General features: G+C 59.1%; 17 protein-coding genes, 4 tRNA genes and 1 pseudogene. 11 read left to right on the forward strand and 11 right to left on the reverse strand.

The annotated features are described in order from the left end of the window. Positions 1–164: 164 nt before the first annotated feature. Positions 165–761: a recombinase family protein gene (locus EWV35_RS13410; protein WP_238654139.1), complete on the forward strand. Its 597-nt coding sequence runs from the start codon at positions 165–167 to the stop codon at positions 759–761. Then, positions 755–1663, forward strand: coding sequence for a recombinase zinc beta ribbon domain-containing protein (locus tag EWV35_RS13415; protein ID WP_238654141.1), 909 nt, complete (start codon positions 755–757; stop codon positions 1661–1663). The genes EWV35_RS13410 and EWV35_RS13415 overlap by 7 nt, the downstream gene beginning before the upstream one ends. Here the strand turns inward: EWV35_RS13415 and EWV35_RS04000 are convergent. Next, a tRNA-His gene (locus tag EWV35_RS04000) sits at positions 1656–1731 on the reverse strand. The two genes, EWV35_RS13415 and EWV35_RS04000, sit on opposite strands and share 8 nt — an antisense overlap. A gap of 135 nt (positions 1732–1866) precedes the next feature. After that, entirely contained in the window at positions 1867–2496 is a 630-nt protein-coding gene (orn, locus tag EWV35_RS04005) for an oligoribonuclease (RefSeq protein ID WP_129658421.1), read from the reverse strand. Between the two features lie 182 nt (positions 2497–2678). Here orn and mptB point away from each other — a divergent pair, with 182 nt between their 5' ends. Continuing rightward, positions 2679–4157 (forward strand): polyprenol phosphomannose-dependent alpha 1,6 mannosyltransferase MptB, encoded by a 1479-nt coding sequence (gene mptB / locus EWV35_RS04010; protein ID WP_129658423.1) that lies wholly within the window; start codon positions 2679–2681, stop codon positions 4155–4157. 60 nt (positions 4158–4217) lie between these two features. Then, positions 4218–4293 (forward strand) — tRNA-Arg (locus EWV35_RS04015). Between the two features lie 289 nt (positions 4294–4582). Here EWV35_RS04015 and EWV35_RS13605 read toward each other — a convergent pair. The 5 genes and pseudogenes from EWV35_RS13605 to ctlX form a co-directional block, all read right to left on the reverse strand. Further along, a pseudogene (locus EWV35_RS13605) lies at positions 4583–5158 on the reverse strand (tyrosine-type recombinase/integrase); the annotation flags it as partial. A gap of 1434 nt (positions 5159–6592) precedes the next feature. Beyond that, the gene (locus tag EWV35_RS13510; protein WP_274542941.1) at positions 6593–6721 is read right to left on the reverse strand and encodes a hypothetical protein; all 129 of its coding nucleotides are present in this window, start codon (positions 6719–6721) and stop codon (positions 6593–6595) included. A 153-nt stretch (positions 6722–6874) separates the two neighbouring features. Continuing rightward, positions 6875–7447, reverse strand: a complete 573-nt coding sequence (locus EWV35_RS04025) for an MFS transporter (RefSeq protein WP_129658425.1) — start codon at positions 7445–7447, stop codon at positions 6875–6877. A gap of 1775 nt (positions 7448–9222) precedes the next feature. Beyond that, positions 9223–9438: a hypothetical protein gene (locus EWV35_RS04030; protein ID WP_129658427.1), complete on the reverse strand. Its 216-nt coding sequence runs from the start codon at positions 9436–9438 to the stop codon at positions 9223–9225. A gap of 97 nt (positions 9439–9535) precedes the next feature. Further along, a complete protein-coding gene (gene ctlX / locus EWV35_RS04035) occupies positions 9536–10543 on the reverse strand; it encodes a citrulline utilization hydrolase CtlX (RefSeq protein WP_202976029.1) in 1008 nt (335 codons plus the stop codon). 338 nt (positions 10544–10881) lie between these two features. Between ctlX and EWV35_RS04040 the strand changes: the two genes are divergently transcribed. From EWV35_RS04040 to ettA, 3 genes are all read left to right on the forward strand, one after another. Beyond that, positions 10882–11457 carry a single-stranded DNA-binding protein gene (locus tag EWV35_RS04040; protein WP_129658429.1) on the forward strand — a complete coding sequence of 192 codons (576 nt, stop codon included), beginning with the start codon at positions 10882–10884 and terminating at the stop codon, positions 11455–11457. A gap of 153 nt (positions 11458–11610) precedes the next feature. Then, positions 11611–12018 (forward strand): DUF6993 domain-containing protein, encoded by a 408-nt coding sequence (locus EWV35_RS04045; RefSeq protein ID WP_129658431.1) that lies wholly within the window; start codon positions 11611–11613, stop codon positions 12016–12018. Between the two features lie 23 nt (positions 12019–12041). After that, positions 12042–13724, forward strand: coding sequence for an energy-dependent translational throttle protein EttA (gene ettA, locus EWV35_RS04050; RefSeq protein WP_129658433.1), 1683 nt, complete (start codon positions 12042–12044; stop codon positions 13722–13724). An 89-nt stretch (positions 13725–13813) separates the two neighbouring features. Here the strand turns inward: ettA and EWV35_RS04055 are convergent, their stop codons facing one another. Then, on the reverse strand, positions 13814–14668 hold the full coding sequence (locus EWV35_RS04055) for an acyl-CoA thioesterase (protein ID WP_129659496.1): 855 nt from the start codon (positions 14666–14668) through the stop codon (positions 13814–13816). A gap of 153 nt (positions 14669–14821) precedes the next feature. Between EWV35_RS04055 and EWV35_RS04060 the strand changes: the two genes are divergently transcribed. Continuing rightward, positions 14822–15517 (forward strand): hypothetical protein, encoded by a 696-nt coding sequence (locus EWV35_RS04060; RefSeq protein ID WP_129658435.1) that lies wholly within the window; start codon positions 14822–14824, stop codon positions 15515–15517. Positions 15518–15547: 30 nt separating this feature from the next. On the opposite strand, the gene EWV35_RS04065 is transcribed toward EWV35_RS04060, so the two are convergent. Next, on the reverse strand, positions 15548–15943 hold the full coding sequence (locus tag EWV35_RS04065) for a globin (protein ID WP_129658438.1): 396 nt from the start codon (positions 15941–15943) through the stop codon (positions 15548–15550). 51 nt (positions 15944–15994) lie between these two features. Further along, positions 15995–18541, reverse strand: coding sequence for an aminopeptidase N (gene pepN / locus EWV35_RS04070; RefSeq protein WP_129658440.1), 2547 nt, complete (start codon positions 18539–18541; stop codon positions 15995–15997). Between the two features lie 112 nt (positions 18542–18653). On the opposite strand from pepN, the gene EWV35_RS04075 reads away from it, so the two are divergent. Both EWV35_RS04075 and EWV35_RS04080 read left to right on the forward strand, forming a co-directional pair. Next, positions 18654–19148, forward strand: coding sequence for a ribose-5-phosphate isomerase (locus EWV35_RS04075; protein WP_129658442.1), 495 nt, complete (start codon positions 18654–18656; stop codon positions 19146–19148). Positions 19149–19195: 47 nt separating this feature from the next. After that, complete coding sequence (locus EWV35_RS04080; RefSeq protein ID WP_129658444.1) at positions 19196–20092, forward strand: Fpg/Nei family DNA glycosylase; 897 nt, start codon at positions 19196–19198, stop codon at positions 20090–20092. 124 nt (positions 20093–20216) lie between these two features. Here EWV35_RS04080 and EWV35_RS04085 read toward each other — a convergent pair. Further along, positions 20217–20287, reverse strand: a tRNA-Gly gene (locus tag EWV35_RS04085). Positions 20288–20405: 118 nt separating this feature from the next. On the opposite strand from EWV35_RS04085, the gene EWV35_RS04090 reads away from it, so the two are divergent. After that, positions 20406–20478: transfer RNA gene (locus EWV35_RS04090), tRNA-Pro, on the forward strand. The last annotated feature ends 127 nt before the right edge of the window (positions 20479–20605 follow it).

Here is a 20605-nt window from a genome sequence, read left to right on the forward strand (position 1 = left end):
GACTCCTTGGCGCCGAACAGCCTGGTCGCGCCGAACGCGCCCGGTGGGGCGGTCGCGGTGTCGTATCTGCGGGTCTCGACCAAAGAGCAGGCCGAGAAGGGCGGCACCGACGAGGGCTACTTGATCCCGCCCAGCGAGAGGCCAACCAGCGCAAAGCCGAGCAGATGGGCGCCACGATCGTGGCCGAGTTCGTCGACGCCGGAGAGTCCGCCCGCAAAGCCGACCGGCCCGAGCTGATGAAGATGATCAAGTACGTCGCCACGCATCGGGTGAACTACTGCATCGTGCACAAGGTCGACCGGCTGGCCAGGAACCGCGCCGATGACGTGACCATCCACCTCGCCCTGCGCGATGCGGGGGCGATGCTGGTCTCAGCGACGGAGAACATCGATGAGACCCCCTCGGGGATGCTGCTGCACGGCATCATGTCCACGATCGCGGAGTTCTACTCCCGCAACCTGGCCACCGAGACCGTCAAGGGCCTCTCGCAGAAGGCCGCCCACGGTGGCACGATCGGCAAAGCCCCCTTGGGGTATCGCAACGTCGGCGTCCGCGATGAGTACGGGCGCGAGATCCGCACCGTGGAGATCGACCCCGAACGGGGCAAGCTCGTGGCGTGGGCGTTCATGGTCTACGCCTCCGGGGAATGGACCACCAGCCAGCTGCATGCCGAGCTCACCGCCCGCGGCCTGCGCACACCCCCCCGACACCGCGCCGGCCCTCACGCTCGATCGGGAAGTCCTCGATCCACCGGATGCTGACTAACCCCTACTACAAGGGCGACGTCCGCTATCAGGGCGTGACCTACAAGGGCACCCATCAGCCGCTGGTGCCGCCGGAGGTCTGGTACCAGGTGCAGACCGTCCTGCAGACCCACCGCAGCGCCGCGGATGCCTCGCAGGTGCATGACCACTACCTGAAGGGCACCGTGTTCTGCGGCCAGTGCGGATCACGCCTGCTGGTCTGCAACGCCAAGAACCGCCACGGCAACATCTACCCCTACTTCATGTGCGCGAACAAGCACGCCGGCCGGGGCGGCTGCTCCCGCCAAGCGATGCTCATCGAGGAAGTCGAGCGCCTGGTCGAACGCCACTACGAGACCGTGCAGATCAGCGCCGCGACTCGTCAGGCCGTGGCCGAGCAACTGCACAGTGAGTTCGATGAGCTCATGGCCTCCGAATCCGACGCTCTGGCAGACCTGACCAAGGAACGGGCGCGGTTGGAGGACGAGCAGAGCAAGCTGCTGCACGCCCACTACGCCGGAGCGATCCCGCTGGACCTGCTCAAGAAGGAGCAGGAACGCATCACCGCCGGGTTGGAGACGATCAAGAACCGGATCGAGGCCCACCACGATGAGTACGCCGACGCCCGCAACAACCTGGACGACTCGCTGCACCTGTTGGAGCACGCCGCCGACATCTACGCCCGCTGCGACGACGCGAACCGGCGCCTGTGCAACGAGGCGTTCTTCACCAAGATCTACATCGAGGAAGAAGGGGAAGTGCGGGCCGACTACGCCCGGCCGTTCGACGCGCTGACCAGCCGCGAGGTCCAAGCCGACGCGCTCACCTGGGCGCAGAACGCCCGCAACGAGAACGAGGTGCGAACCCCGACCGAGGATGGTTCCTCTGTCAAGGGTTCACACCTCGCACATTTGGGGTGAGCGACGGGGGTTGAACCCGCGACCTCCTGGACCACAACCAGGCGCTCTGCCGACTGAGCTACGCCCACCAAGATAGGATGTCCTTCGCGGCTGAGAACCTGCTATCGGACAACGAATTAGAGCTTACATGAGCGCCATCGACGGAGCCAACTCGACGCCACGTCACTGGAGTGAGAAGCGTCACGAGTCGTAGGGTCCGTGGGCTATTCGCCCGAATTTCCGTCGGAGGAAGCAGAGGAGAAACGTCGCGAGATTTCCCGTGCCTCGTCGGAGCTCGGACCCGGTTGGGGTACGAACACGGCTTTGCGATAGTACTGAAGCTCGACGATCGAATCCTTGATGTCTCCCAGGGCGCGGTGATTCCCTGTTTTGGCCGGGGCCTGGTAGTAAGCCCGTGGGTACCAGCGGCGGGAGAGCTCCTTGACCGTCGAGACGTCGACAACTCGGTAGTGCAGATGCTCGATGACGCGCGGCATGTCCCGCGTCAGGAACGTTTTGTCGGTTCCTATCGAATTTCCGCCCAATTGGGCTTTTCCGGCTTCCGGCACATATTTCTTGATGTGCGCCAGAACCAAGTCTTCGGCCTCGGACATGGACAGGCCTTCGTCGAGTTCGTCGAGAAGACCTGATGTGGTGTGCATGTTCCTCACGAAGTCATTCATCTGAGCCAGGGCTTCAGGCCTTGGTTTGATCAGTACGTCCAGTCCGTCGTCCAGAATGTTCAATTCTGCGTCCGTGATCAGGACCGCGACCTCAATCAAGGCGTCGCGCTCCAGATCCAAGCCGGTCATCTCGCAGTCGATCCATACTATTCGTTCATTCGTTTTAGACACCCCTCAAACCTACCTCGCGGCCCCTCCCTCGCCTAAGGGTCGGCGCGTTCCCTTCTGTGTCTGTAAAATCGAACAGAGTCTCGCCCGAGTTCTGGCGGACTTCAGGCCACGAGATATCTGCAGGGGGAAGCTTGAGCCACAGCGCGATGCTTCGGAGGCGACGCACCAGGGAACCCCGGTTCGTGCAACGAAGCCCGCTCCGCACCATCATTATGGGAACGATTGGTTCCCTCCTGCTGATGTTCGGATCATTCGGTATCGGGTGGCTCGCGCCCATATCCTCACTTCGGCTTCAGTCGTGGATTATTTCGCTGAGGTATACCGACGGCGCGGTGGTTCTGTGCATCGTCGTCACCTCCATCGGGGCCATGGCGCTGACGCGCGAATGGATGCGTTTGAGCCAGAAGGTCGATTGGGCGCAGAAATCGGCCAAGAAATGGGTTACTGCGGCGATCATCTCGTGGTCTATCCCGTTGATGGTCGCATTCCCGCTGTTCAGCCGCGATGTTTACTCTTATTTCGCTCAAGGTCGTCTCTACCAGTCGGGTCTGAACCCGTATGAGGCCGGAGTCTCATCGGTCAACAACTTCCTGCAAAACGGCGCAGACCAGTTGTGGAGCCAGTCGCCCCCGCCATATGGTCCCGTCTTTCTATGGATAGAAGGATTAGTAGTACAAGTCGCCGGTGATTCTCCGGACGTCGCTTTCTATCTATTCCGAGGGGTGGCGCTCGTCGGTGTGGCGCTCATCGCCTATTTTCTTCCCAAACTCGCCAAGCTCCACGGTGTCAATCCGACGAGGGCCTGCTGGCTGTGCTTGGCGAACCCGATGTTCTTGGTGCATTTCGTGGTCTCCGCACACAATGATGCCTTGATGATCGGTCTGATGATGGCCGCGGTATATGTCTCTGCTCGATGGAGGAATACCGCTGGCGGACTGGGCGGAATCACGCTCACGACCGTCGCGGTTGCGGTCAAGCCGATAGCGTTGCTGATCCTGCCCTTCATCGGCCTGCTCTGGGCGGGCCGCGGTGCTTCTTGGCCCAGGAAATTCGTCTATTGGTTCCTTACCGCGGGTATCGCGCTCCTGGAACTTTGGCTCATGGGCCTTGCGAATGGGTTCGGCTTCGATTGGGTGGGAGCGCTCTCGACGACGGGAGGCGTCTGGATCTGGTATGCCCCGGTCGGGCTGTTCAGCTTCTTGGTTCGCTTGTGGGGCGACTCCGTCGGCTTACCCGGTGGGGACCTCCAGTCCTTCGTGCAGAAGATCGGACAAATGGTGGGCGTGCTCGGCGCCGCGGTTCTCGCATTCGTGGGACGGGACGAGAAATTGATCCGTCGCATCACGATCGCATTGACGCTTGTCGTGATGCTCAACCCCATGATTCAGGCCTGGTACGTGGTTTGGCTGATCCCATTTTTTGCTGCCACTGGAATCCGCTCGGATTGGCACGTCGATTTCTTCCTTTTGACCACGCTCTTTTTTATGATGTGGGCCGTGTCCGATCAATTGGATGTCTTCCCGTATTTGAGCTTGGACGTCAACATGGGTCGTCTTGTCGCGGCCGTTGTTGCCCTGATGTACGGGCTGTACATCATGTTCATCGATCCCTCCACCCGGCGCGTTTTTCGGCGGGAACGCAGGGGCAGCGCAATCGTTTAGCACCGCGGAGTGGAGAGCCACGGCTTCGCGCGGTAATCTAGACGAGGTCGACTTGGCCACGCCTCAGTAGCTCAGTGGATAGAGCAGGAGCCTTCTAATCTCTTGGTCGGGGGTTCGACTCCCTCCTGGGGCACCACCAAAACCGCAGAAAAGCAGCGAACAGCCTGATACAAACAAAGATACGCAAAAGGTTTTCGGAACAAGCTGCACGCCATTAACACAAGGACCCCGCCGGGAGCACATCCCAGCGGGGTCCTTTTTCGTGCCCGAAACCTGCAGATCAGCCCTGACGACGGGCACTGAAAGCATCCAAAGACACCACCGACGACTTCCGGATCCGGGTCAGCCTCCGGGTGGTTTTCCTCACCCCAGAGGGCGCCTGCCACCCGTTCCGAGACGGAATCTTTCACCTCGTCTAAAACATGCTGATAGCGAGTCAACATGCCCATCTGTGACCAGCCCATCATGTCCATCACCACACGCGCCGGGATCCCCAACTCGAGCAATACCGTCGCGGAGGTATGCCGAGCATCATGAACCCGCATGCCCTCAACCCCGTGCGCAGCCGTAAAAGCCTTCCACGCGGCCCGATCGGTCTTATTACTCACCGGCCGACCATCACGCTGCGTGAAAATTAGATCCCACAACTTCCCGTGGTAATCAGTAGAACCAACCCAATTCTCGGGCCCGTCCTCTTTTTGCCACTGTTCCTGCAGCTGACGCTGGGACGCCAATGCGGCCGTGATCTGGTCCGGAACCCGCCACGATTGACGCGACCGCGTCGTCTTCGGTTCGGTCATCACATATCCGCCTCCAGTCCGGTCCGGGCGGACACCCTGGCGGCACCCACACTCCGGGCCGTGCTTCCACGGCAGTCTCGTCAGCGAACGACGAATATGCAGCGTCTTGGAATCCACGTCGAGGTCGTCCCCACACAGGCCAAGCCTCTCTCCCTGACGGAGTCCGAACGCTAATGCAATGATCCATGACGAGCCGCACAACGGGTCCTTGTCGGTGGCCTGGATGAGTTCGCGTGCTTTGGCCGGGGAGATAACTTGTGGGTTGAATGAGGCTGCTTTGGGTGTGGCAGCACGTAGCGCGGGGTTGGGGCCGAGGGGCCTCGGTCTACGGCATTGGAGAGCGCTTTAGACAGGATCCGCCGGTGCATGTTCAGGATCGTCGCCTCGGCCCGGCCGCCATCACGCATCCGAGCCTGGATCCTCTCAATGTGGACGGGGGCAGCTTCTCGAGGGTGACCTTGCCTTCGCGGGATCCGATCACCCATTTGTTGAGCGTGTTGCGGTAGGAGTACCAGGTTGTTTCTTTGCCGGGCCGGGCGATGTTCTGGATCCAGTGGGTGCACCATGCGTCTAGGGTGGTGCGCTCCGGGTCGGCGAGGACGCCTTGGATGAGCCCGTTGCGATATTTTTTTGGCGGCGTTGACGAGTTCGGCGCGGGTCTTTTTGGTAAAGGTTTTACGGATCGGTTTGCCGGTGGTCGTGTTGGAGACGCGGATGCTGATTTGTCAGCGGCCGTCGGCGCGTTGGATGGGTTTGGACCCTTCACCGTTATCCCGGCGGGTGTTACGTGTAGGCATGAGGGGTCCTTTCAGGCAACGACGTGGGGCAGGGTCGCCTCCCGCAGCTGGGCACGCTCCGCCCCGGTGGGGGTAGTCATCCGATCGGTGAGGAGGGCCAGGGTGATGTCGAGGTCTTCGGCGATGTCGCCCGGGTGTCTCTAGGATTGGGTACGGGCGAGGATTGCCGAAAGGGCGATCAGTAGCCGGGCTGTGCGTTCGTGAACCATTTCTTCGATGCGCCCGTTCTGGTTGCAGCAAAGGCCGCGTAGGACGTGGATCAGCTCATGGGTGAGTGAACATCTGGCTTCGGTGTAGGTGAGCCTGGTGGCGAGCCAGAGGTGGGCGCCGTCGATGCAGGCGGAGCGGCCCCTCAGGGGGGGGCGAGGTATATGCGGATGTCAGGGAGTGTTGTTTCAAACCAAGGATCGAACTTGTCTTCCACTGTTAGTTGAAGGGACTGACAATTTAGGAACTCGTGTTCTGATTCCGAGTGGGGTCTGGCACCACGTGCCGCTCGATTGGAGACGCAGCCCCAGAACTGCCTTCGCTAGTCCTTAAAGTAAGTAACAACCAGGACACTGCCCGCGCTCCGGCATGAAGGTTAGAAACCAATAGAGCACAAGCCACAACTGGAGCAAGACGTGGGGCAAAAGCGTCCACAAGAAGACGGCCGCAGCGGAAGCCCCTGACACAAGCAGTAGAGCAAAGATGAATGCCCAGCTACGAGTGATCAACCCTGAAGATTTCTTGCGGATCACCGTGATTATAAAGTTGGTTGATTCGCAAGACATGGTGCAGGCAAAGATGTTAGCAGTCAGTATCAGGCCCGCAAATCCGGCAACCGCGCCGTAAAGCGCTAGGCGAGTGGGTGCAGCTGGCGGCCAGCCGACGAAGTGTCCTGGTAACGCAACGAGGACCCCAACAACAACGGCACGATCCAGTCGATAGCAAGGTGCAGCGCGTAGAGGTCGCGAACGGTGACCATCGCGTCGGATCTCCCTTTCTCCCACGGCTATTTCTGGGTCTTGTGGGCGATGACGACCTCGGAGATGTTCTTGGCTCTCGGATGCCTCTTTGATGCGCCTCTCGTATAATGAGCGCCAGGAGCCGGTTTGCCAGCTATCAGAAAGAGATGACGTTATTCCCACCAGCCCTGCCTGTCTGCCTGGTCCCAGGGGTCTCCGTTTTTGCCGCGGCTCTTTTGCCGCTGTTGCTCTTGCAGTGCATCTTTGTATTCTTTGACTCGCCGTCGTGTCATGTCGCCGAATTCTCGGGTTCTGCGATTCAGCTCTTGTTCGGAAATGTCTTCCTTCCAAGGCTTGGTTAGGAGAAGGTCGGGCATGAACCCGATAATTCCACTCATTAGCCCGAAAAGAGCCAGCGAAAAGGCCCCGCCAAAAATCGGAGCGAAGACCGCACCTGCTATTGCTGGTGCCAGGAGAGCGTTTAGGGTAACCGCTGGTCCGTGAGGAAGTGTCTTTTGCTGTCTGTGCTGAAGTGGACGGTTCAGGAAGACTTGTAGGTAGCTACCGATTAGGCCAATGAGCAATGCCAGGACCACTAAGGAACCGATCTGATATGGGCGGCTCAAGACGATCTGGTTGAGGATGAGGCTTACAATGAAGACCGGGATGCTGGTTAGCACGCCAGTCAAAGTTGAGCCTGAGAGCGCGTATCCAATCCCTGGGGGAGTGAATTGTTGGTCGGTCATTTGGTTTACCTCGGATAATGAGTAGTGACTGGCGGCACGGGAGATTCGGTAAGGCTTCCTCCGTGCGCTCTTGGGGGTATCTCGTTTTTGTAGATGCTAACGGCCTCTTTGAGCCAGCTGATGGCCTGACCGAATGGGATGCCATACTGGGCGACGGCCCCTGCTACTGCGGCACCACAGGATACCCAGTTGATGTATGTGCTAGCTCCGTTGGGTGATCCTTGTGCCGAGGTGGAAAGGGATGGGTCAATTTTCCTGAGTTCTTCATCTAGGCGCTGCTCGTAATTCGGGTATGTTTTTGGGGCTGCGTTTTTGATATCTTCTGGCAGCTTATCGAGCGTCTGATAGAGATGTTGGAACTGCTCTTCGCTTATCCCTTGGGTCGGTCCATTCTCTTGACTCTGTTCTGTGGCCGGTGGTGGCCCGTTGGCAACGGCCAGGGCCGGGCCGATGCTGACGGTTGAGAGTGCGAGGCTGGAGACTACCATTGAGGCGATGAGAGGCTGGGAGCGTACGTGGGGCATAGTTCTTTAGCCCTTAGCGTCGATCGAGTTGGTTTTCTGCTGTAGTGCTCGTCTACGAGCACGACTAACGGTAAGCATGGTACTGGAGAGTGAGGCAAGCCATTTCCGGAATCGTTATCAAATCTATATTTGAAATCCGGAGAGGTTCTGAGGATCCGTGCTATACGTCTCATGCAGTCTGATATGCCTGTGGCTGGAGATGAGCGGCCTAGGTCACGGCATGACCTTGTGGTGCGGGATTGATGTTGATCTAGTGCTGAGTTTTGTCCTTACTGTAACGCTAAGGCTATGAGAACGGATGTGTGCCCGACCTGTCGGGGGAGTCGTTCACTATGGATCGAAGGGCTGTGCCCGATGAAGTGATCGTCCGCAAGTCTGAGAAGTATTCGGGGAGCGAGGAAGACCGCCGAGGCACATCAGCGCACATGTTGGTACTGAGCGCGTGGTTCAGTGAAAATGGCACTGGAATTCGCAGTACTGGCTGGGCGTGCCGGTGGAGGGATTACGGCAGGTCATTATCTCCGCGACGGCCCGGTCGGTGGCTAACCCGTAGCATGTGGTGAATCAGCGTGCTGGTACGCAGTCCTGGACTCCTGGACAGGTTCGGAGGATTTACCTCATCGGAGTTGGGGTGCTGAGCCGGCACCGGAAACTGGCGGGCGGAGGTAAAGTATGGACCGCCTACTAGAGGTGTATTCAATTTCTGTGCTGTCGCCCCGGTTGATGTCCGGAACTGGCCCGGATTCATCGTACCCAGGAGGTATCGAGAATCTGCGTACCCCGCTTGTGCTCTGCCGTGCGCAGCTCGTCTGGAAAATTAGTTTCGGACGAAAAGTCCCAAATTGGGCAGTTTTTCGAATGCCTCAACCCTCCCAAATCGCGAGGGTTGCCCGGCACCGGTCGAGGGTTTCCGTGTCATGGAACGCCTATTCGTTGAGTGAGTATGAGCCCGGACGATATCCTGTTTCCTGCGATTAACCGCTCGGTTGGAACGTGATGTTACCCAACAGAAACAGTGATACTTAGTCGCATCAAACGAAACTATATTCGATGAAATTGTTCGCTCATCACCTCTGATCGCAACGGTTGCACACTAAGCGATACCCATCGGAATTACGCCAGCTAGAATCTCTTGGTCGGGGTTTCGCCTCCCTCCTGGGGCACCAAGAACCCCACAATACCGGGCCATGCGACCCCTGGGACGGGGTTCTATTTTCATTAACCGGTGCCAGGTGGACTGCTTGGGCAGGTTCATGAGCCGCTGGCTCGGTTCTCGGAGACCAGCTTCCATGCGTCGCGCATTTTCGACTGGTCGGTGTAGGTCCCTTGTCGGCCGTCTTCGAGTTCGATGGCGACGTGCCCTCCGCGCTTCAACGCCGAGGTGATGGTTGCACCGGCAAAGGTATCGCCGACCTTGTAGGGGAAGATCGGTCCATTCTGGGGGATGGATTCTGGAAATTCGTTCATGAGCCGAGTATAGGCACCTGTTTTCCCTTGTCAGCTAGGAAATTTGAGTAAATTTGCGGGAACGCACACCACTGGTTGAAACGTCATATCTCGGCGACTAGGGCTTTGACTGTCGTGGAGGCAAATGGTTGCCCGCCATCATGCAACGAACCGAACCACCTGCCGACTCGATCATTGATACATCGACCGGCTCGAGATGCGCGTGGACGGAGATCGCCCGGCGTTGTTGCGGGGTCAGGCTCGAGGCGGCCGTCGCGGAGAGGACGAGCGTCGGGCCGCCGACGGCAGATACTTCCAAGCAGTTGCCTGCAAATCTCTGGATCTGGGATTCTTCGAGCTCTATAACCTGACGGCCTGTGGATCGTAGACTGTCGAGAACCCTGGCTCGCTGCCTGGGATCGCGAATCATAGTTGCTCCGATGAGGGTTACATGGGTTCCGACGGACATCAAGACGTTGGTGTGGTAGACGGGTACGCCTCGGGAATCGAAGGCGTCGAAGACCACTGGTTGAAAACCCAAATCCGAGCAGAACCTGGCGAGCAAGTGACTCGAGGCCCTCTGGGAGCGGCACACGTAGGCAAGCCGATGGACATGATCGAGGACCATGGCGCCGGTTCCCTCCAAATACTGGCCCTCGGATTCGGCGGTGCTGTAATCGACGACGCGTCGAACTACTCCGCTTTTTCGGAGGTGGGCCAGGACGTCCTCGCGCCGTTCGGCGCGCCTGTTGGGGGCATGCATGGGGTAGAGGACGACGGTTCCGTCATCATGCGTGCTGAACCAGTTGTTGGGGAAGACGCTGTCCGGAGTCTCGTTCGTCAGGTCCTCGAAGACAGCGACGCCGAGGCCTAGTTTCTCTAGTTTCTCGGCAAGACTAGTGACTTCCTCGAATGCAACGCGTGCTACTTGGCGTGGGTCCTGGGTCGGTCGGCTTTGGAAGCGGTTGTCCAGCTCGGTAAGGGGGTTGGGCGTGAATCGATGCGGGCGTACCAGGACTATCTGCCGTGGGGCTTGCTGGGGCCGGGTGTCCCTTGAACTGACATGGCTCTGCGGATGACCTACCTCCACGCTCGGGTTTGTCTCGCTCACAACGGGCTGGGTCAATGGGGCACTCCTTCTCCGGATCGGGGTCGAACGGCTTCGATAAGAGGTTATAGAACAGCAATATGGGTCCGAAATTCCTAAAATGAGAACAGGTTGTTTGGTTATGAGTCGAAATGCATCCGGCTATTGTTCAATATGGAAATCGGGTGTCTTGGCCCGAGCGTCACATGAGTTCCTCCCCAACAGAGCAAACCGGCGTTAACGTGGGCGAGTTATCCACAAACACGCGCCTTATTGAAGAACGGCCCGGAGGCGCGGCGAGTTTCCGAGGCAAGCTCTTCCCAGGACATGCGATCGCGTAGCTCGCGACGCGAACGGAATGGACTGGAGGACTCGATATGACTGACTACGTGACTATTCGCGGCTTTGTCGCCACGAAACCGGATTTGCGGAGGCTCCCGAATGGGACCGCGGTGTGCTCATTTCGTCTGGCATCCACGGCACGTTGGTTCGACGGCAAAACAGGCGATTGGACCGTCGGCCACACCAACTGGTTCACCGTGAATTCGTTCCGTTCGTTGGGCACCAACGTTGCCGCCAGCGTGGACGTTGGCCAGCCCCTACTGGTACAGGGAAAACTCAAAATCAGGAATTGGGAAACAGTGCATCGGGAGAGACGGACGAGCGTGGACATCGAAGCACGGTCTGTCGGCCACGATTTGGCTTTCGGCAGTTCGACATTCGTGCGCGCCGGAGGCGGCCGGAGCAGGGACGAGCAGATCACGTCGGACGCCTCAGGCAAGGGATGCGGCTCATGGGACAGCCTCCCAAAATCTCACGAGTCCGCCGAAATCGCCGCGACAACCCCGGGACGGCTGACATGCGGCGGGACAGGTGGTGCTGAGGCTGAGCAAGACAACGGGTCTACCTCCCGGCCCGCGAGTGTCCAACGCCAACTGTTCGTTTCTTCGTAGTGTTCGACAGTCCGGATGGGGGCACTCGGTATGAGAAAGACGATGGAAGTATCATGACGTCGACGTCGTACGTCGGCGTTTCGTTGCCATGTGGATGCGAGCGGGGGTTATGTGGGCAAGGGCCAAAGATCATCACGAGGACAATGGCCGATCGTGCTAGTCGCTTTGGGATTGATCGGTGGTATTTCCGGCTGTTCCACGGCAGGGGTGGAGCCGCGGACTCCAGTTGGAGAAATATCCGGCCCGACAAGCTCCGATGACCAGGTTCAAGAAGATGCAGCCAAGATCAAGGAAGTCGTTGAGGCCGCATTGTCCGAGGGCGACGTGACCGAAGCTCGTGTTCGCGACGCAATCGTACGGAGCGGCCGAAGCAGTGACGATGTGGAGAGCGGACAGGACAGTACGCCTACAGGGCTGGACGTGGGCAACGTGGACGCCGCGGTCAAAATCCACGAGCAATGCGTGATGGTCGATGTTCGGGCTGATAGGACGGTGACCGCCGTCGGCGCGCCTGCTCTCAGCACGGGACGCTGCATGATCGGGCATGCCTACACGGACTAGGCAAACATAGTAGCCTTGTCCATATGGCTGAATTTATTTACACGATGTCTAAAGCCCGCAAGAAGGTGGGCGACAAGGTCATCCTGGACGACGTCACCATGTCGTTCTACCCAGGCGCCAAAATCGGCGTCGTCGGCCCCAATGGCGCCGGTAAGTCCACCATCCTCAAGATCATGGCTGGTCTGGATGAACCGTCCAACGGTGAAGCACGGCTGAGTCCCGGTTACTCCGTGGGCATCCTGTTGCAGGAGCCGCCCCTCAACGAGGAAAAGACCGTTCTTGGCAACGTGGAGGAAGGCGTTGGAGAGATCAAGGAAAAACTTGATCGCTACAACCAGATCTCGGAAGAGATGGCCAACCCGGATGCCGATTTCGACGCGCTCATGGAAGAAATGGGCAAGTTGCAGGGCGATATCGACGCCGCCAACGCCTGGGACCTGGATAGCCAACTGGAACAGGCCATGGACGCCTTGCGTTGCCCGCCCGGCGACGCAGAGGTCAGTAAGCTCTCCGGCGGCGAGCGCCGTCGTGTTGCATTGTGCAAACTCCTTTTGCAGAAGCCGGATCTTCTCCTGCTCGACGAGCCCACCAACCACCTGGATGCCGAGTCCGTGCTCTGGCTCGAACAGCATCTTTCGTCCTACGAGGGTGCCGTCCTCGCAGTAACCCACGATCGCTACTTCTTGGACCACGTTGCCGAGTGGATCTGCGAGGTGGAGCGCGGACGCCTGTATGGATACGAAGGCAATTACTCCACCTACCTCGAGACCAAGCGCAAGCGCATGGAGGTTCAGGGCAGGAAGGACGCCAAGCTCGCCAAACGCCTGGCGGACGAACTCGACTGGGTTCGTTCCAGTTCCAAGGGGCGTCAAACCAAATCGAAGGCTCGCCTCGCGCGTTACGAAGAGATGGCGGCGGAAGCCGAGAAAACCCGCAAACTCGACTTCGAGGAAATCCAGATCCCTCCGGGACCCCGGCTGGGCAATGTGGTCATCGAAGCTGAGGACCTGCAAAAGGGCTTCGGGGACAGAAGCCTCATCAAGGACCTGTCGTTCTCGTTGCCGCGCAACGGGATCGTAGGCGTGATCGGGCCGAACGGTGTCGGTAAATCCACACTGTTCAAGACGATCGTCGGTCTGGAGTCCTTGGACAGCGGTAACCTGAAAATCGGCGACTCCGTCAAAATCGCCTACGTCGATCAGAACCGAGCCAACATCGATTCCGAAAAATCGCTCTGGGAAGTCGTCTCCGACGGACTCGACTACATTCAGGTCGGTCAAGTCGAAATGCCTTCGCGAGCTTACGTTTCGGCCTTCGGGTTCAAAGGGCCGGACCAGCAGAAGAAAGCGGGCGTCCTCTCCGGTGGTGAGCGCAACCGACTGAACCTCGCGTTGACGCTCAAACAGGGCGGAAACCTGCTCCTCCTCGACGAGCCGACCAACGACCTCGACGTGGAAACTCTTGCATCGCTCGAGAACGCACTCCTTGATTTCCCGGGTTGCGCCGTGGTCGTCTCTCACGACCGTTGGTTCCTCGACCGCGTGGCCACCCACATCCTGGCCTGGGAAGGCACCGAGGAAGAACCGGACAAATGGTATTGGTTCGAAGGCAACTTCGAATCGTATGAAGAAAACAAGGTCGAAAGGTTGGGTCCCGAGGCTGCCCGACCCCATCGGCTGACTCATCGTCGACTCACGCGCGACTAGAAGGTCTGTTGACGACAACGGCCGCTCCCCTCAAAAGGGGAGCGGCCGTTGTCGTCAACCGGTCCAGGCCCACAAGACGTGACCTCGCATCACGAATCCGCGTCGTCTTCACGGACGCGGACCATGGCCTCCTGAGTGGTCGTGGCGACCAGAAGGCCTTCCCTGTCGAAAATTCGGCCGCAGGACAGCCCGCGTGAATTCGACGCATTGGGGGAGTTCTGGACATACAGCAGCCACTCGTCGGCTCGTGCCTGACGGTGCCACCAAATCGCGTGGTCCAGAGACGCCATGGTCAGACCCGGGTCCTGCCACGTTTTTCCATGTCCCCGGAGGATCGGATCCATGGGGGTGTAATCCGAGGCGTAAGCGATCGCCGCGCGATGAATTAGCGGGTCATCGGGCAAAGCCCCGTGGGTTTTGAACCACACCGCATTGACCGGTTCCCGGGACTCGGAAGGCTTCAAATAGATCGGGTCCGTAATGTAGCGAATCTCGAAAGGCCGACCGTGGACCACGCGGCGGGCCAGGGGGTGGTCCAGGTGCCCCCAGAGCTCCTTGGGACTGCGCAGACTCTCGGGCTCTGGGATGTCGGTCGGCATCGGCTCCTGATGTTCAATCCCCGGTGCGTGTGTTTGGAATGACGCGATGGACGAGAGAATGACCTTCCCGTCTTGATAAGCGTGAATACGGCGAGCTGAGAATGACCTTCCGTCCCGCATGCGCTCTACGCCGAAGGTGATGGGTTTGGTGACATCTCCCGGGCGCAGGAAGTATCCGTGCATCGAATGAATTGGTCGGTCGCGATCCACCGTTCGGCTGGCTGCCATGACGGACTGAGCGAATACCTGACCGCCGAAAACCCGTGGCGTTTCCGGACTGACGGTGTAGCCGACGAATATATCCTCCGTGGTGCGCAACGGGGTATTCGGCTCGAGATCGAGCATGCTCAGCAGAGAGCGGGTCGGATCGAAATCCTCCGCAGGAACCTGGGAATCGTGGAAAGTACTCACCCATCGATCTTAGAGCGAGTCGAATCCTGTGTCATAAGGGGCAAAGCTAAGGTCCCGACGATGTCGGCGCGGGCGAGGCAGGACATAATGGATACAAAAGTCCCCGTCGATCGTGAAACCATGCCCATACCGTCCTCGTCAGCACCCCTACAATTCGCCGACCTCCGCCAAGCCAAGGACCTTGCGACCCTGTTGTCCCGGGTCAGGTCCATTGATTCATCGTCGGCCGTGAGGTTTCAAGCCCATGGATCCGTCGTGGCCGTATGGGTCCCCGTCATGAGCGCGGAAACTCTTCTCGAACAGGTTCCGACTGTTCTCGGGATGCGCGCTCTGCATTTGTCGGAACCGTCAGAGATAGATGTCACGGTCGAAGCTGCGGCGGTGCTTGATCGGCTTGCTCGGATCGCCAAAACGGACGGTACGATCGAGATCCCGCCGACGACGGTCCACGCACCGTGGTCCGGAATAGCGCCTCCGTCCTCCGGCTGGATACGTCAAGGACATCTGGACTCGGAAAACGTAGAGACCATAGCGCGTGACGGAATGTCTGCAGTCGAACAAGCATTGCCCTCGAACCCCGGTGGAGCCGTCGTCAGCACCGTTCGGGCCCGAATATGGGGGACGGCGACGTCGTTCGGCATGGTCTCGGGTGCGGCATTCGGGGCTACCGTGTTGGGATTCAACGAATCGAACAAGGGCTTCGAGGTCTACACGTACGGGCCATGGCACCGCATATCCAATGAAAGCGGCCATATACTCTCCCGCCCGGGGAGCAACCTGTAGTTCGGAGCACTCGGCCGAGACGACACTCGGCTAGCCAGGAGTATTGGTCATGGCTCTGGCCGCTCGGTCGAAATAATCCCACATCATGCCATCGATCATGGGTGGAAGATTCAAGGTGTCGAGCGATTCGCGCATGAACTTCAACCAAGTTTCCCGTGCCCATGAGTCGATTTCGAACGGCGCGTGACGCATCCTCAAACGTGGGTGTCCCCTGCGTCGACTATAAGTCGTGGGGCCGCCGAAATATTGTTCCAGGAACATCTCGAGCCGTTCGCGCGCGGGCTCCAGATCTTCTTCGGGGTATAGCGCCCGAAAGTCCGGATCCGCGGCCACACGGTCGTAGAATTCCGTGGTCAGCTTGTGGAAAGCGTCGTGCCCGCCGATCTGTTCGTACGGACTGGGTGCAGAAGAAGCCGGACTCGTCATAGAAAAAACATTCTACTGACGAGCCCGGCTGCCGAGAAGCCCCAAGACGGCTTAGGAAATCACATCGGCTGACTGGACGCGCAGCGCGCGTTCGATGGAGTCCCGCCCTTCCATGACCTGGCGCCTGAGGGAATCTTTGCCCTCGCCCAACTGAACCAGGAATTCTTCCGCAGCGTCGAGAACATCGCGGTCGACGATCTGGGGAAAGAGACCGGTGACGATCTGCTGCGAGATTTCGTGGGACAGCTCCCCCCACAGTTTTTCGATCGACGCGAAGTACCGGGACACGAAGGGCCTGATCAACGAGTCCCTTGTGGTCGTGTTGAATCCTGCGATTGCGGAGCGTTGGATGACGTTCGGAAGATCGTGGCTTTCGACCACAAGCTCCCAAACTTTCTCCTTGGCTTCGTGCGTCGGTATTGCCGCCCGTGCCTGGGCGGCACGCTGGGCCCCGGTCGAGGTCTTGTCCGATTCGGCGGCGGAGTCGATATCAGAAAGACCCTTGCGGCCAGCGGCCACGAGCGCCGTCAGAAGCTTCCACGCGAGGTCTTTGTCGATGGCCAGCCCGGGCAATCGGGTCGAACCGGCCAATAGCGATTCGACGGTGTCGAGCTGTTCGTCGCTCGTCGCATGGGAGGCGAAGGCCTGGACGAACTGCAATTGTTGATCGGAACCCTCGGGAGCCGACTGGGAGATTTCCCACAGCTTGGACGCCGCCTTCTCCCGAGTCTCTTCCTGGGCATCGGGCCGGACATACATGCGCAGGGTCGTCGCGAGATTGCGAAGCTGCGTCAGGATCGTGGTGGAATCCGTCTCGGCCCCGATATTGCCCAACAACAAGTCGACGAAGTGCCGTGCCGGAATCTGCCCGTCACGCGTGCCGTTCCACGCCGCACCCCAGACGACTGCTCGCGGCAGGGACTCTTCGAAGTCTCGAAGATGAGTCCTGGCGGTGTCGAATGAGGCGTCGTCGAGACGAACCTTGGCATAGGCGAGGTCTTGGTCGTTGAGCAGTATGAGTGCTGGACGCTGGCGCCCCGCCGTATCCGGAATTTCCGTCCGCTCGCCGTCGACGTCGAACTCGACGCCGTGCACCCGAACCAACTTCCCGTCGATGAAATCGTAGAAGCCAGCTGTCATGCGGTGCGGGCGGAGCGTCGGGTACTCGTTGGGTGCGGTCTGGATGACCTCCAAATGGGTGATCATTCCGTCCTCGTTGACCTCGATCGACGGTGTCAACGTATTGACGCCTGCGGTCTCCAGCCAGGCTCGGGACCAGGATTTCAATTCCCGGCCGGACGTGGCCTCCAGCTCGACCATAAGATCGGCCAGCGTCGCGTTTGCCCATGAATGTTTGGAGAAGTACGCATTCAGGGCCTTCATGAATTCCTCCTGGCCGACCCATGCGACTAGTTGGCGAAGTACAGAGGCGCCCTTGGCATACGTGATGCCGTCGAAATTCACCTGGACGTCATGAAGGTCCTTGATGTCCGCGACGATCGGGTGGGTAGAAGGCAACTGATCCTGGCGGTACGCCCATGTCTTCTCCATCGCGGAGAATGTTGTCCAGGCGTGCGTGAATCGGGTGTTTTCCGCGGCGCTCAGGTGCGACATGAACTCCGCGAACGATTCGTTGAGCCACAGGTCGTTCCACCACTTCATGGTCACCAGATCGCCGAACCACATGTGTGCCAGCTCGTGCAGAACCGTGATGGCTCGCCGTTCGATCATGGCGTCGGTGGTCTTTGAACGGAAAATGTAGTCCTCGAGGATCGTGACGCACCCAGCGTTTTCCATGGCCCCGGCGTTGAATTCGGGGACGAAGAGCTGATCGTACTTGTCGAACGGATAGGGAACCCCGAACTGACGCTCGTAGAACTCGAAGCCTTGTTTGGTCAGCGTGAAGATCTCTTCATGGTCTAGGTACTCGATCAAGGACCTGCGCGCATAGATATCCAGAGAGATGGTCCGGCCGTCGGCGGTGGTCAGGGCATCGGACACCTTCGAATACGGCCCCGCCACGAGCGCCGTGATGTAGGAGGAAATACGGGGAGTGGTTTCGAAGGACCATATGTCGGCCTCGGAACCTTCCTCACGTTGGGCCACCGGCTGATTCGAAATCACGTCCCAGGCTTTGGGGGCCTTGACGGTGAACGTGAATTCTGCCTTCAAGTCGGGCTGTTCGAAGACGGCGAATACGCGGCGGGAATCCGGAACCTCGAACTGGGAGTACAAATACACTTCTCCGTCGACGGGGTCCACGAAACGGTGAAGACCCTCGCCCGTATTCGTGTAAGCGGCGTCGGCGACGACGGTCAGCTGGTTGTTCTCCGCCAGGTCCGGCAGAACGATTCGGACACCGTCCGAGACCTTCGCCGGATCCAGCTCTTGACCGTTCAGGGTCACGGAGTGGACCCGTTCCGTAATGGCATCGATAAAGGTCGAAGAACCCGGTACGGCTTCGAATTCAACGGTGGTGGTCGAGGGAAAATATGTCTCCGAAGCGGTCAGGTCCAGGTCGACGCGGTAGGCACGAACCTTTGTCACGACCTCGGCGCGTTCGGTTGCTTCCTGGCGCGTCAGATTGAGTCCCGGCATGTGGGCCACCTTTCAATGAGAATTCGGTCTGCCTCTCAGGTTATTACAGGAGCCGGTAGGCTTGGACGCGCCACACGATTTCATCACTTAATCTACGAGGACGGGGTAAGACGTGCGCGTTCATATTGCCACTGACCATGCAGGGCTCGACCTGAGTCGCTACCTCATCGAATCACTCACTAAACTTGGTTACGACATGGTCGATCACGGCCCACAGGGGTACGATCCGCAGGACGATTATCCGGCCTTCTGCATCAATGCGGCTCTCGGGGTACGGAAGGACCGGGAAAACGGAGTCGATTCCCTGGGTATCGTTCTCGGTGGTTCCGGCAACGGCGAGCAAATGGCGGCCAACAAGGTTCCGGGGATCCGCGCGGCGTTGGCATGGAACCATGAAACCGCGGCACTTGCTCGTGAGCACAATAATGCACACGTCGTCGCCGTCGGAGGCCGACAGCACGAGAAAGAAGAAGCCCTGGACATCATCAAGGTCTTCTTGGCCCAGAGTTTTCCCGGCGAAGAACGACACGTCCGCCGGATCGGTCAGATGGAAGAGTTCGAAAACACCGGTCACATTGAGGGCAAACACCTCGATACCGATGACTGAATTCGATTCTCGGCGTACGCAATTCGTCAACGCCAGGGGGAGAGGGCGTGCCTGAGGGGCATTCGATACATCGTGTCGCCCAGCGATTCCATGATGCATTCGTGGGGCAGTCTCTGAGGGCCTCGAGCCCTCAGGGAAGGTTTGCGCAGGGGGCCGCATTACTGGATGGTGCCACGGCTGTCGAGTCGTATGCGCACGGCAAGCATTTCTTTCTGGAGTTCGACAACCAGTTGACGCTCAACGTGCATTTGGGAATGTACGGGGCGTGGACCTTCGGTGGGGACGCCGGATTCCGTGCTGCCTCCTCCATCGGGGCTCCGCGAAAAATGGGTGAAAGTGAGACCGTCGGGGCACCTGACGATCCGACTTCCGAATATTCAGGGCCTCCTGCGCCAAAACCCACGACGCGAGTTCGGCTGGAATCCGGCAACGGGTGGGCTGACTTGGTAGGGGCGACGACGTGCCGGGTTCTGGAACCAACCGGCGTCGTGGAGCTCCGCAAGACTCTGGGTCCTGACCCGCTCGACCCCGGAGCTGACCCTGAGCCTTTCTTCCGTGCCTGTTCCAACACGTCGCGGCCCATCGGGGCGGTGCTGATGGATCAGAAAGTCATCGCGGGCATAGGGAACATCTTTCGTGCCGAATCGTTGTTCCGGGCCGGTCTCAATCCGTACGCCATTTCCCATCAGCTCTCGGAGGAGACCAAGGCGATGCTGTGGCGTGACAACGTCAAACTCATGCGGGCGGGCGTCGAATTGGGACGCATCGTCACGACGGCGCCCGAACATCGACCGGGCATCTCGTCGGCTGAGGCATGGCCGACCCACGCGAATTATGTCTATGCACGGGCCGGTCACACGTGCCGGGTATGCGGAAGAGAAAACATCGTGATGGAGGAAATGTCAGGTCGGAAGCTCTATTGGTGCGCGGTCTGTCAAGCCTGACTCGTCGACTCACACCTGATGAGCCGAGGGACTGGAGGCGCCTCAGCTTGCCGAAAGCGATGTTGAGCTGCTTGGCCTTAAAAACAAATCCGCCTCCGAGTTTTCGGAGGCGGATTGACCAGAGAGGGGATGACGGGAATCGAACCCGCGTAATCAGTTTGGAAGACTGAGGCTCTACCATTGAGCTACATCCCCGGGGTGGGCCTCGACAATATAACCGCACCTTTGGACCGTTCGTCAAATCGATCACGGACCGTGTCGCGGGAAAGATTCGCACATTGGGGCATTCCCGCATAAACTAGCGTATGCCTTACGGGGCGTAGCGCAGTGGCTAGCGCGCCTGCTTTGGGAGCAGGAGATCGCAGGTTCGAGTCCTGTCGCCCCGACGTTGGAACATTTGGACCGACGAGTGCCGGCCCTAGTGGCTCAGTATTCGTGAGGTCACGATGTGACTCTGACACGTGAAAATCAGAGGTATTCGACATACTGTCCCGCAGACAGCGGGACGGTTCC

The organism is Rothia uropygialis (genome assembly GCF_004137765.1).
In the GTDB taxonomy this organism is placed as follows: Bacteria; Actinomycetota; Actinomycetes; order Actinomycetales; family Micrococcaceae; genus Rothia.